Annotated in this window: 14 protein-coding genes; 5 read left to right on the forward strand and 9 right to left on the reverse strand. The window is 45.6% G+C overall.

The features are described from left to right. The first annotated feature begins 87 nt into the window (after window positions 1–87). Together fabF and RT422_RS09565 are read left to right on the forward strand one after the other, a co-directional pair. Window positions 88–1,395 carry a beta-ketoacyl-ACP synthase II gene (gene fabF / locus RT422_RS09560; RefSeq protein WP_282850243.1) on the forward strand — a complete coding sequence of 436 codons (1,308 nt, stop codon included), beginning with the start codon at window positions 88–90 and terminating at the stop codon, window positions 1,393–1,395. Between the two features lie 128 nt (window positions 1,396–1,523). After that, complete coding sequence (locus RT422_RS09565) at window positions 1,524–2,438, forward strand: hypothetical protein (protein ID WP_313422069.1); 915 nt, start codon at window positions 1,524–1,526, stop codon at window positions 2,436–2,438. On the opposite strand, the gene RT422_RS09570 is transcribed toward RT422_RS09565, so the two are convergent. After that, window positions 2,435–2,791, reverse strand: coding sequence for a YkgJ family cysteine cluster protein (locus RT422_RS09570; protein WP_313422070.1), 357 nt, complete (start codon window positions 2,789–2,791; stop codon window positions 2,435–2,437). The genes RT422_RS09565 and RT422_RS09570 overlap by 4 nt on opposite strands. A 67-nt stretch (window positions 2,792–2,858) precedes the next feature. Next, window positions 2,859–4,736 carry an excinuclease ABC subunit UvrC gene (gene uvrC / locus RT422_RS09575; RefSeq protein ID WP_313422071.1) on the reverse strand — a complete coding sequence of 626 codons (1,878 nt, stop codon included), beginning with the start codon at window positions 4,734–4,736 and terminating at the stop codon, window positions 2,859–2,861. A gap of 581 nt (window positions 4,737–5,317) precedes the next feature. Here uvrC and RT422_RS09580 point away from each other — a divergent pair. Continuing rightward, window positions 5,318–6,406, forward strand: a complete 1,089-nt coding sequence (locus RT422_RS09580) for a catalase family protein (protein ID WP_050325333.1) — start codon at window positions 5,318–5,320, stop codon at window positions 6,404–6,406. 42 nt (window positions 6,407–6,448) lie between these two features. On the opposite strand, the gene RT422_RS09585 is transcribed toward RT422_RS09580, so the two are convergent. Then, the gene (locus tag RT422_RS09585; protein WP_313422072.1) at window positions 6,449–6,835 is read right to left on the reverse strand and encodes an HNH endonuclease; all 387 of its coding nucleotides are present in this window, start codon (window positions 6,833–6,835) and stop codon (window positions 6,449–6,451) included. A 107-nt stretch (window positions 6,836–6,942) separates the two neighbouring features. Here RT422_RS09585 and RT422_RS09590 point away from each other — a divergent pair, with 107 nt between their 5' ends. Further along, window positions 6,943–7,497: a DUF4442 domain-containing protein gene (locus RT422_RS09590; protein WP_313422073.1), complete on the forward strand. Its 555-nt coding sequence runs from the start codon at window positions 6,943–6,945 to the stop codon at window positions 7,495–7,497. A gap of 10 nt (window positions 7,498–7,507) precedes the next feature. On the opposite strand, the gene RT422_RS09595 is transcribed toward RT422_RS09590, so the two are convergent. Genes RT422_RS09595 through hemN form a run of 3 tightly spaced genes read right to left on the reverse strand, consistent with a single transcriptional unit; the run spans window position 7,508 to window position 10,091 of the window. After that, complete coding sequence (locus tag RT422_RS09595) at window positions 7,508–8,116, reverse strand: class I SAM-dependent methyltransferase (protein WP_313422074.1); 609 nt, start codon at window positions 8,114–8,116, stop codon at window positions 7,508–7,510. Window positions 8,117–8,136: 20 nt separating this feature from the next. After that, the gene (locus tag RT422_RS09600) at window positions 8,137–8,595 is read right to left on the reverse strand and encodes a hypothetical protein (RefSeq protein WP_313422075.1); all 459 of its coding nucleotides are present in this window, start codon (window positions 8,593–8,595) and stop codon (window positions 8,137–8,139) included. Window positions 8,596–8,612: 17 nt separating this feature from the next. Then, window positions 8,613–10,091 carry an oxygen-independent coproporphyrinogen III oxidase gene (gene hemN / locus RT422_RS09605; RefSeq protein ID WP_313422076.1) on the reverse strand — a complete coding sequence of 493 codons (1,479 nt, stop codon included), beginning with the start codon at window positions 10,089–10,091 and terminating at the stop codon, window positions 8,613–8,615. Window positions 10,092–10,299: 208 nt separating this feature from the next. Here hemN and RT422_RS09610 point away from each other — a divergent pair, with 208 nt between their 5' ends. Beyond that, window positions 10,300–11,793 (forward strand): YifB family Mg chelatase-like AAA ATPase, encoded by a 1,494-nt coding sequence (locus tag RT422_RS09610; protein WP_309593130.1) that lies wholly within the window; start codon window positions 10,300–10,302, stop codon window positions 11,791–11,793. Window positions 11,794–11,832: 39 nt separating this feature from the next. Here the strand turns inward: RT422_RS09610 and RT422_RS09615 are convergent, their stop codons facing one another. From RT422_RS09615 to phoU, 3 genes are all read right to left on the reverse strand, one after another. Continuing rightward, the gene (locus tag RT422_RS09615; protein ID WP_060995890.1) at window positions 11,833–12,393 is read right to left on the reverse strand and encodes a DUF4385 domain-containing protein; all 561 of its coding nucleotides are present in this window, start codon (window positions 12,391–12,393) and stop codon (window positions 11,833–11,835) included. Then, window positions 12,380–13,114 (reverse strand): phosphoglycolate phosphatase, encoded by a 735-nt coding sequence (locus tag RT422_RS09620; protein WP_313422077.1) that lies wholly within the window; start codon window positions 13,112–13,114, stop codon window positions 12,380–12,382. The genes RT422_RS09615 and RT422_RS09620 overlap by 14 nt, the downstream gene beginning before the upstream one ends. Window positions 13,115–13,254: 140 nt before the next feature. Then, complete coding sequence (phoU, locus tag RT422_RS09625) at window positions 13,255–14,025, reverse strand: phosphate signaling complex protein PhoU (RefSeq protein WP_060995892.1); 771 nt, start codon at window positions 14,023–14,025, stop codon at window positions 13,255–13,257. Window positions 14,026–14,084 lie beyond the last annotated feature (59 nt).

Consider the following 14,084-nt stretch of genomic DNA (forward strand, 5'->3'; position numbering starts at 1 on the left):
GTTATTGTGTTTACACTTGTACACTATTTTTGCTAAACTTTCATAAAATGTTATTCAAAAAATATTATTCAAAAATTCGAGCATAAAATGACCACAAAAATTAGACCAAAAAAGCCCCGCTACGACGAACGCCCTGACCATGAGCGTATTGTTATCACAGGCATGGGAGCCATTACCCCGCTAGGACTGGATGTAGAGAGCACTTGGCAACGGCTCATTAATGGCGAAAGCGGTATCAAAGCGATTAGCCATTTTGACGCCACTGACTACCGTGCACAAATCGCCGGCACAGTGGATGGTTTTGATATCAGCTTGTATATGAACGCCAAAGACGCGCGTCGGTATGACACCTTTGTACAATATGGCGTTGCCGCAGCAGCGCAAGCCTTGAAGCAAGCAGGCTTTATTAGTGAGTTGCAAGCCGCGCCTGTACAGCAGGTTGACCCCGACCGTATCGGGGTGATTATCGGCTCAGGGATTGGCGGTATCACCACCATTGAAGATACAGCGGTAAAACTTAATAGCGAAGGTCCGCGTAAAATCTCACCGTTTTTTGTGCCCTCAGCCATTGTGAATATGGCAGCTGGACAAGTGGCGATTCGTCATGGGATTAAAGGGTTAAATCTTGCCACTTCTACCGCTTGTACTACAGCCACCCATGCGATTGGCTTAGCGGCACGGTTGATTGCGTATGGCGATGCCGATGTGATTGTAGCGGGCGGCTGTGAAAAAGCCTCAAGCCAGCTGGGTATCGGTGGCTTCTCAGCAATGCAAGCGTTATCAACGCGCAACGATGCACCCACCAAAGCCAGTCGTCCATTTGACAAAGACCGTGATGGTTTTGTGCTGGGTGATGGTGCAGGCGTGCTGGTGATGGAAAGCCTTGCCCACGCCAAAGCGCGCGGTGCGACGATTCTGGCAGAGTTTGTCGGCTTTGGCATGAGTGATGATGCCAGTCATATCACAGCGCCACCGGAAAATGGTGAAGGTGCGGCTATGGCGATGCGCCACGCCTTGAGTGATGCTGGCATTGCCCCCAGTGACGTTGGCTACATCAATACCCATGGCACCAGTACCCCAGCGGGTGATGTGGCAGAGAGCCGTGCGATTGCGGGTATCTTTGGTGAGAACATGGTGGTAAGTTCCACCAAATCGATGACCGGTCATCTACTGGGCGCTGCAGGTGGTATCGAAGCGATTTTCACCGTTAAGGCGCTGCAACAACAAATATTGCCACCGACCATCAATTTGGATCATCAAGACCCTGAGTGCAAGCTTGACTATGTACCGCATACAGCCCGAAAAGTCGACCACTTAACCCATGCGATTTCTAACAGTTTTGGGTTTGGGGGTACCAACGGCTCGCTGTTGTTTGCCAAATGGCAGTCACGATAAATAGCAATCACTGTGATGATAGCATTAATATTTTAACGGTGTGAATTTTGAAAACGGCTATTGAAATTGTAGCCGTTTTTTCGTTAAATGAAGCTATCCTATTTCATCCTTAACGCTGGACACCATTCATGTCAGGATTTGCCTTCTCCCACCAATTTTCAAAGCGCTGGCTTGCCACCCCTACCCCTGTCAAACACGCCATTATTCAAGAACTCGATGATATCGTTACCTTGCTTTACCCCGATACCGACCTTGATGAGTATCAGTTTAGCGTGCCTAATCTGCATGATAAAGTCGAGGAATTACTGGCTATCGAGCGTGAACACCAAGAAAAATTACAAGCGCAAGCACGGGAACGCGAGCTTGAAGAACAACGCCTAGAACAAGAAAGATTGGCACAACACAGGCTGGAACAAGAATGCTTGGAAAAAGAGCGCCTTGAGCAACAACGACTTGAACAAATACAGTTAACACAAGAAAACGAGCAAGAACGCCAAGCGCAAGAAGAACGTCTACAACGCGAACGCCAAGCACAAGATGACGCAGCCATTGCGCTACTGGAGCAAGAACGCGCCATTGCCAAACAAGCGCATCTAGCAAAACAGGCAAACCCACCCCAACAAGCGACGCAACTATCAACCGGCTCAATCGAGGTCGCGAATCACAAGCTAGATGAGCAAGCTCAATCCACGGACACCGCAACCAGCGATATCACGATTGAGCGCCATCGCAGTGAGATGGTCTATGCTATTGATCACACTGATACCGCTGATAACATTGCTGAGCCGTTAGCTGATGACCCAACAGCGGCCGTGTTGACCCATGAAACGAGCGTTACTGACCCACTTGCCGATATTGACAATCCATCTATCGCCACCACGCCCGCTATTGAACAAATCAAACAAGATATTGTCAAACAGCTACAAGGCTATATCGACAACTATTTGCTCGAATCAATGACGCTGATGAATGAGGATTTGAATCAATGGCTCAAAACCGAAGTGGAAAAACAGCTGACTGTTCGTTTATCACAAAGCCATTAAACAGGCACTTGACTAAAGATATCGTTAGATAACCCATAGTGATGACGGGCTTTGATACATTGCTCGTCACCTACTTGTACCGATTGGCAGGTACTTGAGCGTTTATCATAGATTTGGCAAGCCACCGAGTTACCAACTTCGCCCGCTAACGCAATACATCTGACCGGCTTTGTTTCGGTACCTTTCATACAGGTATAAAAATCATTGACTTTGACTGTCATCTGCTCGGGGATACCGAGTGTCTCGCCTTCTGCCCAATAAAAAGATACCCGATAGTTAGCGCAACATGCGCCACAGTGCATGCAGATATCGCTATCCGAAGCTGCGATCGATTTAAAAAAAATTTCTGCCATTGTTACAATGCCATGTCATTATCATTGTTAACTACCCGTTTCATCCAAAACGGCTAAAAATTTAATATTAGCCATGCAACACTTTATAAATGGTATTGGCCATCACCTTACCAATGCCATTTACTTGCCCAATTTCATCTTGTGACGCGCCAAGCAGCTGCTGCAAGCCGCCGAAGTGATTGAGTAACTCTCGGCGGCGTTTTTCCCCCAACCCAGGGATGGCTTCTAGCACTGAGCTTGAGCGGCGTTTATCGCGTTTTTTGCGGTGGGCGGTAATGGCAAAGCGGTGTGCTTCATCGCGAATATGCATAATCAAATGCAGTGCCTTGCTATCAGCCGGCAAATCGAGCGGCTCACGGTCAATAAAATGCAGTACCTCAAGCCCAGCCTTGCGACCTTCGCCTTTTGCCACCCCGACGAGCAAGGTTTGGGTTAAAATCCCCAGCTCGCTCAGTACGTCTTTTGCCATATTAAGCTGCCCTTTACCACCATCAATCAGCAATAAATCTGGCAGCGGCTGTTTGCTATAGCGGCGGTTTAATACTTGCTTCATGGCAGCATAGTCGTCACCGCCCGTGATGCCATGAATGGCATATTGGCGATAGTCGCGTTTGCGCAGCCCGCCTTGGTCAGCGACCACACAGCTAGCGATGGTGGCTTCACCCATGGTATGCGAGATATCAAAACATTCGATACGGTCGAGCGATTTGCCTTGTAGCGCCTCTTTTAATACCTCATTGAGCGCGTTAAAGCGAGATTTAACTTCCAAATAATCGCCCAATTTGGTTTGCAGGGCGTTGTTGGCATTCATTTGGGCAAGGGTGAGCCATTCGCTCCGCTGTTCACGGACTTTGGTTTTTAGCGTCACCTTTTTGCCAAAGGTTTCAGTTAAGGCTTCTGTCATCGCGGTTTGGTCGGGCAACTCATGACTTATAATCAGCTCTTCGGGTAAATCATCACTGACTTGAAAATAAAACGAGCTGACAAACTCAGACAAGTTATCCGCTATGTCATTTTCGCTATCCACATCAGGAAAATAATTGTTACCACCCAAAACCTGCCCATTACGCACATTCATGACATGCACACAGGTAATACCCGCTTGACTGGCGATGGCGATGATATCGGCTTCACCTTTGACCGTATACACTGCTTGCTTAGCTTGTACTTCGCGTAGCATCGAGAGTTGGTCGCGATACAAGGCGGCTTGCTCAAAGTTCATATCTTCAGCCGCTTGCTCCATTTTACCCACCAATTTGACTTGCAAATCCGTGCCTTCACCTTTTAAAAATCGAATGGTGTTATTGACGTCATCGGCATACTCTTCGGGCGATACCAGCCCGACACACGGCGCTTTACAGCGTTTGATTTGGTACTCTAGGCAAGGGCGTTGACGCTGGGCGAAAAATGCATTGGTACATTGGCGCACCATAAACATTTTTTGCATCATTAGCAAGGTCTGTTTGGCGGCATGCGCCGAAGGAAAAGGTCCAAAAAATCTGCCTTTTTGGTGCTGCCCTTTACCGCGCCCATAAGCGAGCCTTGGATAAGGTTTATCGGCTGAGATAAACACGTATAGATAAGATTTATCATCACGCAGTAGCACGTTGTAAGGTGGGCGATGGAGCTTGATAAGGTTTTGCTCAAGCAGCAACGCTTCGGTCTCTGAGCGGGTTATGATGGTTTCGATATTGTCGATACGTTGCACTAGCGCCCGCGTTTTGGGGTGGTCGATGGTTTTGGCAAAGTAGCTATTAACGCGACTTTTGAGCGATTTGGCTTTGCCCACATAGATAATGTCGCCATTTTTGCCCAGCATTTTATACACGCCTGGCAAATTGGGTAAACGTTTAATTAAATGATCTAAGCGTGCTTTGCGGTCGGCAGTCGCTGCAGCAATTTCAATGGTGGCTGAGTCGATACTGGGCGTTTTATTTTTGGGCATTTACGTATTACTATTTCAAATTTTTTTCAATGCTTAAGTCATGGTTTGCTATCGCTACTACAACTTACGGGTACATATACACAATTTGGGTCAATTGCTCATACAATGAACCCGACATGGTAATGAGCACCATTTACCCTAAGTGATAGCTACGAGTCACTATCGCCATGGTTAACAGTCTCACCACAAACAACCTTGTTCAATATAGATCATATATTAAGTTTAACTGCACACTTTTCAACCCATTTAATCGCAAATTAATCAATCTCATACCCAGTGAGTTGATTACAAATTAAAAAATAACGACCACAGTGCATCAGGCAAAATACAGGGTGTTATCACAATTTGTGACTGTCAAAACACCATACAAGTTAAAAATATAGGTGTATAAATTATCAAAAAACTACAAAACCGTGTTAAAAAAAATACACTTGCTAGCGTTAGAAACGTATAAGCTTAGTTTTGAAAAAAGTATTAAAATCGCTAAAAAGTCAATAGCCACCCGTCGTACTTATAGCCTTAAAAAACTGATTGTCACAAAACCTTACTCTTTTAAAACCTACTATCAAAGTGAGCCAATTATGCCAAGTCCTGTAGTTTTTACCCCAGATATGGAACAAATCAGCCCTGATGAGCAACAAACCATTAATGCTATCAATAAAGCGATGGATTATATTTTAAAGACCACTTATAAGGATTACGGATTTCCAGTGCGCAGTGTTCATGCAAAAAGTCATTCCATCTTAACGGGTACATTTACTGTCCATGATCACTTACCCCCACACTTGGCTCAAGGTATTTTTCAGACGCCCCAGCAGTACTGCGCTATCATGCGTTTTTCAACCAATCCTGGTGATATTTTAGATGATAAAGTATCTACGCCACGTGGTTGTGCGATCAAGATATTTGATGTTGAAGGCGAGCGTCTACCTGACAGTCAAGGACAAGTTCAAGACTTTATCATGGTCAATGGCCCTGTATTTAAGTCCCCTACGTTACGTCATTTTTTAAGAGGACTTATCCCCACTGCAGCAACGACTGACAAAGCAGAAGGCTTAAAGATTGCTTTATCAACTGTACTGCAAACTGTTGAAGAGGGGTTAGAAAAGGTAGGCGTGCAAAGTGTTGCACTTGCAGGGTTGGGTGGACAACCACCTACCAGTGTCATTGGCGAAAATTTCTTTAGCCAAGTGCCAACTTTATACGGCCCTTACATCGCCAAATATCGTCTTATTCCTGTGAGCAGTGATCTGCTTGCAAAGAAAAACCAAAAAGTTGACTTGGAAGGCAAACCTAATGGGTTACGCGATGATAATATTGATTTTTTCCAGACTCATGGGGGTATGTGGCATTTTCAAGTGCAGTTATGTGTTGATATTGAAAAAATGCCAGTGGAAGATCCAACTGTTGAGTGGGATGAATCATTAAGCCCCTTTGTTACTGTGGCAACTTTGCAAGTTCAACCCCAAGTTGCTTGGGATGAAGCGCGTTCACAACGGGTTGACGATCATATGTCATTTTCGCCTTGGCATGGTATTGCCGCACATCGTCCTGTCGGTGCTATCATGCGTGCGCGCAAATCAGCTTATGCAAATTCAGCCGATTTTAGAAGTACGCATAATGCCGAACCCATTCAACAACCTCGATGTCCTTTTCATTTTGATGATTGATTACGAGTAATTAATCATGATTGAAAGTTGATTGGGTGACAATTAGCGTAGCGTATGGTTGCTTTTTACTCGAATGGTCTGACCAACGGGACGCTTTTTTACCCAATTGATAAATTTTTGCATCTCGCTATGCTCGGCAAGCCGCTCAACCGTATGATAGTAGCTGGATAATTCTTGGTTGCTAAACACTTCATGCACCTGCGCATGACAAGCAGGACACAGCATGGCGATGTCGTTTTTCATTTCATCACGGCTAAATTCGCGTTTGGTACGGGCTTTGTCGTGGCGGGATTTGGGAATCAGATGATGCTGGGTTAATTCAACTTCATCACGTCCACACAATTCACACGGTGGCGATGGCGCTTTTTCAGCCAAAATCGCCTCCCAGAATGCTGCATCTTCGTTATTTTTTGCTTTACCTTTTGCCATTATTTTGTCACGCTTTGCTATCAGTGGTATCCATCATACAATAGCATTGTTGCTTTGCCAATGGCGTGTTGTACCATATCTTTTTTCATGTTAAAAACGAGTCTGCCATGTTATCCAAACTATCTAAGCTATCTAAGCTAAGCCAAACCTTTCAATCTCAGGCCAAAGACTATCTTAATCCGTTTCATAACCCCAAGTTGTTAAAGCAGTTTTTTAACTTTTATCCGCCATATTTTGGGGCGGGTATCCGTGTTGAAAGCCTTGATTTTACCAACCATCATATTCGGGTGCGTTTACCCTTAAACAAACTCAATCAAAACATCGTCGGCACCCAGTTTGGGGGCAGTTTGTATTCGATGACTGACCCATTTTTGATGATTTTGTTGATGCAAGCGTTGGGCAATGCGTACGTGGTATGGGATAAGTCGGCGAGCATTGATTTTGTTAAAGCGGGCAAAAGCGATGTGTTTGCTGATTTTCACCTGGATGACACCGAAATCGATACCATAAAAGCCTTAGCAAAGGATGGTAAAGCGGTGTTCCGCAACTATGAGGTACAGGTGGTTGACGACCAAAATGCGGTGGTCGCCACCGTCACCAAGACCCTCTACATCCGGTTACGAGCCTATAGTAAATCAAGAACCCAAACGGTGAGAATTTAGCTGAAGGGCGTTAGTCTTTGACCGCCATGGTGATGGTATAGGTTTTGCCTTGCTTGATTTTATCCGAATTACCAAACACTTCGGTAAATGAGCGTTTCATAAAGTCCCGCAAGCCATTGATGGTCACCACATAGAACCGTGCGCCACTTTCCATCGCATTGTAGGCATCGAGCAAATACAGATAATGCTGCTCTTTACTGGCTTTGGCAGGTAAGTTACTCATCACTAGGCTAAATTTTTTGTCTTTTTCAACATCACGAAAGCCATTCGATAGCTGAACTTGGGCATTATTTAAATGGTTTTTTTGGCAGTTAAGTTTGGCATATTCTACCGCCACAAAGTCTTTGTCGATGAGCAGGTGCTGTCCGTTTGGGCATTCACGGGCGGCCGTCATACCCAGTACGCCATAGCCACAGCCTAGGTCGATTGAGTGGTCATCGTCTTTGAACTCGACATAGTCAAGCAGCATAAGGCTACCCTCGTCGAGTTTTTCGGGGGAGAAAATACCCCAAGTGCTGGTAAAGTGAAACGGCTTGCCAAGCACATCTTGGCTGAACTGGATGTCTTCGCGCCAGTGGGCAGATTTTTTGAGTAAGTCGGTGGGGATTTTATGGGTCATTTCATTTCCTAAAATTAACACTAATTACATTTTTTCCAATAGCGTTTATACCAAATGGATTTGCCTGTATTGTTTTGGTCATCTCGGTATAGCTCAATCAACTCACCCTTTTTTAGCATAAATTCAACTTTACGGTTGAGTACAATATCTTTATCGATTAAGTTACCGTCGTCATCGGTTAGAAATCCACTCTGTACAAATTTTGCTGTACCTAAAAAATAGTTAGGTTTCACTTGGCTAAATTTAAAATTACTGACTGTTTCGCTTGCTTCCCAGTAATTCATTTGCATGGTATTTTTATTGATTGATAACGTTAAAACGTGGTCAAAGTCATTTAATTGACAATAGGCTTTAACTTCATTGGACTTGATGTGGCTTTGCCAAGTGCCAACCCACTTTCCTTGAAAGGCTTTTGGAATATTTTCAGCCGTCGCAACATTACTGAGCAATAATAAGGCAACGAATAAAAATTTTTTCATAACCATTTCCTTTGAAATCAAATCACCTTACTAAAACGATTGCCTTCTTTACTCGCCAAATAAGTATCAAACACCATCGCCACATTACGTCCCAAAAGCCGCCCTTTTGGTAGCACCCGAATGCCTTTAGCATCCATATCAACGAGTTTATCCGCTTGCATCTCGCCCAGTTGGCGGATTTCATCAATAAAATAGGTCATCGGGTCAATACTAAAGCGCGCATTCACATCTTTAAAATCAATATAATCATGGCATAGCAAATTCATAATCACATAACGGCGCAGCAAGTCAGGCAAGCGCGCAGAAATCACCTTCACCGCAGGCAATTTTCCCGCATTGATGAAATTTTGGTAATCATTCAAATCCGTTGGATTTTGCAAAATATGAAGACCAATCTGGCTAATTGACGACACCCCAAATCCGAGTAAATCACAATTGCCATGCGTGGTATACCCTTGAAAATTGCGGTGTAATTTGCCCTCACGTTGCGCAATCGCCAGCTCATCATCAGGCTTGGCAAAGTGGTCAATGCCGATATATTGATAGCCTGCGTCAGTCAGTGCGTGGATGGTATTACCGAGCATGGTCAATTTGTCGGCAGGGCTTGGCAAATCCGCTTCATTAATCTGACGCTGACCTTTAAATCGCTCTGGCAAATGCGCATAGTTAAAAACAGACAGACGGTCTGGCGAGATAGTGATGATGCGCTCAACCGTATTGCGCATGCTATCCACCGTTTGGTGCGGCAACCCATAAATCAAGTCAATATTGATAGAATGAAACCCAAGGCGGCGAGCTTCCGTCATCACCCCTTGAATCATTTCTTCTGACTGCACGCGATTGACGGCAATTTGTACTTTTTCTTGCAAATCCTGCACACCAAAACTCACCCGATTAAACCCAAGTCCACGCAATATCTCAAGCGTGGTCGGGCGCAATTCTCGCGGATCAATTTCAATCGAATAATCAGCGGTAGGTTTATCGCTAAAAGTAAATTGGGTTTGCAAAAAGTTCCACAATTTGACCAGCTCATCATCGGTCAAAAAGGTGGGTGTGCCGCCGCCAAAATGCACTTGTTCGACAATAGGGTCCCCTTGCATCAAGCTGCGTTTATGCCGAATTTCGGCAAAAAGATATGCTAAATAGTCACCTGAATCACTGTTTTTCTTAGTGATGATTTTATTGCAGCCGCAGTAATAGCACAGGTGGCGGCAAAACGGGATATGAAAATATAAGGACACTGGCACCCGTGGGTCTTTTTCTGCCAAAACGCGGGCTTCCATGCCGTCAGCAATGGGGGCAAATTCTAGCGCGGTTGGGTACGAGGTATAACGTGGACCTGAGCGGTTGTATTTATTAATGATAGCTTCATTAAACAAATGGGTTTGGGTCGTGTAGCTACGATTGGCATTGGCATACGGATTTTCGATGATTTCGACAGGACGATCAAAGGTGGGCAGTTCGCTGTCAGATAAAGGGCGAGTTTGGTCTGTCATAATAGTCTCGTATAGCGTGTAGCATAAAATTCTCGGAATATTGGTTGTGATTATACCATAGTCATCCTAGATAGCAGATGATGAGAAAGCAGATGAATTATGCTATGATTTAGCCGTTTTTTATCAAAAATTGTCTAGTTGCTGCCATAAAAAAACGGCCTGCCGTGTATCAAGGTAGCCGCCAAGTTGTTGGAAAAGGATTTTAAAAATGTCGTTTGCTCAAGTATATACGCGCTCGGTGGTAGGTTTAAACGCGCCAAGCGTGATGGTTGAAGTACATTTATCGCAAGGATTGCCTGCAGTCACCATGGTCGGCTTACCTGAAGCAGCGGTACGCGAGAGTAAAGACCGTGTGCGCTCTGCCATTATCAACTCGGGTTTTCAATTTCCCAATCGCAGATTAACTATCAACCTTGCGCCCGCGGATTTACCCAAAGATGGCGCACGGCTTGATTTGCCCATTGCCATAGGTATCTTGGCAGCGAGTGGTCAAATTGATGAAACCGTGCTTGCGCAGTACGAGTTTATTGGCGAATTGGCGCTCAATGGCGATTTACGAGCCATTGCTGGGGCGTTGGCAGTATCACGCGCGCTCAAGGCGGAGCAGCGCACCTTGATTGTTCCCAAAGACAATGCCGATGAAGCGGTGAAAGTCGATGGCGTGAAGGTGTTGCAAGCCGATACCCTCAAAGCTGTGTGCCAACACTTGATGAACGAGCAACAACTCAGCCAAGCCGAGCATAAGGCATCTTACCAATCAGCCAATTATCAGCTAGATTTAGCCGATGTCAAAGGACAACACCAAGCTAGACGTGCGCTAGAGATTGCGGCAGCAGGCGGGCATTCGCTACTATTTTGTGGCTCACCTGGGACAGGCAAAACCTTGATGGCATCTCGCCTACCCACCATTTTGCCACCGCTCAACGACCATGAAGCGCTCGAAGTTGCTAGTATTTACTCGATTGCCAACAGTGATTATGACTATGGCACACGCCCTTTTCGCCAAGTCCATCATACTACCTCAGCGGTGGCGCTCGTGGGCGGCGGCTCGTCGCCCAAACCCGGTGAAATCACGCTCGCCAATCGGGGGGTGTTATTTTTGGATGAGATTCCAGAGTTTGATCGCAAGGTGCTTGAGGTACTCAGACAGCCCATCGAGAACAAAGAAATTGTCATCAGCCGTGCCAACTCTCAAGTACGCTTTCCCGCCAATTTTCAGCTGGTAGCAGCGATGAATCCCTGCCCCTGTGGCTACTATGGGGATAAATCAGGTCGCTGCCAGTGCCGACCCGAGCAAATCAAACGCTACCAAGAAAAGCTATCAGGACCTTTGCTGGACCGTATTGATTTGCATATTACCGTGCCTGCCCTGCCTGCCAGTGATTTGCAGTCAGCACAGAGGGGTGAGTCTTCTGCGGTAGTGCGTGAGCGGGTGATACAAGCCTATCAGCGTCAGCAAGCCAGACAGGGCAAAGCCAATAATGAACTCTCCCCCAGTGAACTTGACCAATTTGCGCCGCTTGGCGATGCAGAAAGTCGTATTTTGGCAATGGCACAAAGTCGGTTGAATCTGTCCGCGCGCGGCTATCATCGCGTCCTTCGCGTCGCCCGCACGATTGCGGACTTGGCAGGTAGTGAAGCAATCCAAACCGCGCATTTAACTGAGGCATTAAGTTATCGTAGTCAATTAACGAATGCCTAATTTTCGTGCTAACTCATCATAGCGCAAGATATAGCAAGGCTATAAAAACGGATGCTCGCGAAAAAACGTGGGCGGCAGGTTATCGTATTGGGTGTCGTTGACGTATTTGGCTTCAAACTGTTTTTTTAGCGCTTTGTAGTCCGCATTAGCGCGGCATTCATCCCATTTTTGCTTAAAAATTTGCGCGGATTGGGCTTTGATTTGTGCGGATTCAAGCTGCTGTGGTTGCTGTGGCAATTGCTCACGCCCATGCGCGCCACTTTGTCCTTTTTTAGCGTCAGGGACAGCGCCGTCATATTTTTTGCCCCCTTTGTGATTGGCATAACGACGCGAGCGCGTATAACCCATTTGGATAAATTTACGCGCCATATCAGCACCGACAAAATCCCCTTGGGCAAGGTAATCCAAAAACATCGCATAGATGGTATCACTGCTCTCACGCGCAAGTTCCGGCGTAGCAAATCGCCAATGCGGCAAAATCTCGGATTTATATGGCTCTACCAGTAATACGCCCTGCTCGCCGCGCCCCACCCGATACAACGCTGGATGCTCGCGAAAATTCAGCGTGTCAAAGTTAAGATGATAGTTAAACTCGTGCATGACTCAAAAACTCAGTCAGCGTGGCAAAGTCATCAAAGGTATGGGTCGGATGATAGTCACGAATATCCTGCCCATAGTTATAGCCATACGATAACCCAAGCGTATCCATGCCCGCATTTTGCCCTGCCAAAATATCGTTTTTGGAATCACCAATCATATAGCTTTGAGCGATGCTAAAGCCTAATCGGTCACAGACGTGCAGTAGCGGCATCGGGTCAGGTTTTTTGGCAGGCAAGCTATCGCCACCCAAAATATAAGCAAAAAGGGCTTGCCAACCCAATTTTTCGACAATCGCAGGAACAAAATCAATGGGTTTATTGGTGGCAATAGCGAGGGTATAGCCTTGCTCTTTGAGCTGACGCAACCCTTCGCTCACCCCTGCATAGGGCTGGGTTTTGACACAGGTGTTTTGATGGTAGTAGTCAAAGAATAAAGCAAGCGCCTGATTGGTATCGTCTTCAGTGAGATTGGGGTCAATGGTTTGTGAGCCTGATAAGGCACGTTGCACCAGTACTTTGCCGCCATTTCCGACCCAGTTGCGAATGACATCTTCGCTAAAGTTGGCTTTGCCAAGCGTGGTTAGCATCGCATTGACGGCGTCTGCCAAATCTGGCACGCTATCAATCAAGGTACCGTCCAAGTCAAAAATAAGTAATGATTTTTGGGTGATATTTTCCCCAGTGGGTGTGGGGATTGGGGTGTTAAGTGATTCGCTAGACATGGTGTTTCCTATCGTTTTTTCACCAAAAATTGATAGGCTACAGTGTAGCAGAATCACCTAAAAATACCATGCAACCGTCCATTAAAATAACCTAACCCTGACAACCAATTCCGGCTAAGAGCAAGTTTGACTAAAAAACGTTAGTTTTCGCCATTGCTCGGTTGATAATCTAGTGAGGCATCGGCGATTTCATGGCTAGCTGCGGGGTTAAATGCACTGTCTTTGTTGGCACCCAGTTTTTGATAACGCACATCTTCACCGGTGATACAAAAAATCAATTGCTCAGCGATATTACGCGCATGCGCACCAATACGCTCTATCGAACGTAGCACCCATAAAATATCAATGACTTTTGCTACATAGCGACCATCTTCCATGATGTAGGTCATCATCGCGCGTGACGCAGATTTGTACATCGCATCAATTTCACTATCTTGCTCTATTACTCGGTAAGCACCTGTTGCATCAAACTTGGCAAAAGCTTCTAGCGCATTTTTTAGCATCATCTGCACAAAATTACCCATTTGATGCGCTTCATGATACCCAATCGGTGATTGACCTTCACGGGTGGCACGGCGCGCCATCTTGGCGATTTTTTTGGCTTCATCACCAATACGCTCAATGTCAGCACTGCATTTGCTCACTGCCATGATTAGGCGTAAGTCGGTAGCAGCAGGTTGACGACGTGCCAATACTTTGACCACCGAATCATCAAGCTGCTGCTCAGTAAAGTTGATTTCTTTGTCACCATCAATGACATCTTCGGCAAGCGCCACATCACTTTTTACCAAAGATTCAATTGCTTTGGTGAGATTGGCTTCTGCCATGCCACCCATTTTTAAAAATAAATTGACCAAGTTTTGTAAATCTTGGTCATAACTTTTTGATAAATGCTCACCAATTAAATTCATATTTCCCTTCCTAACTCATGGATTGTGACTCATGGACTGTGCAAAATTGTGATTAAAAA

This window comes from Moraxella sp. CTOTU49803 (assembly GCF_032097965.1).
GTDB classification, from domain to species: Bacteria; Pseudomonadota; Gammaproteobacteria; order Pseudomonadales; family Moraxellaceae; genus Faucicola; species Faucicola tetraodonis.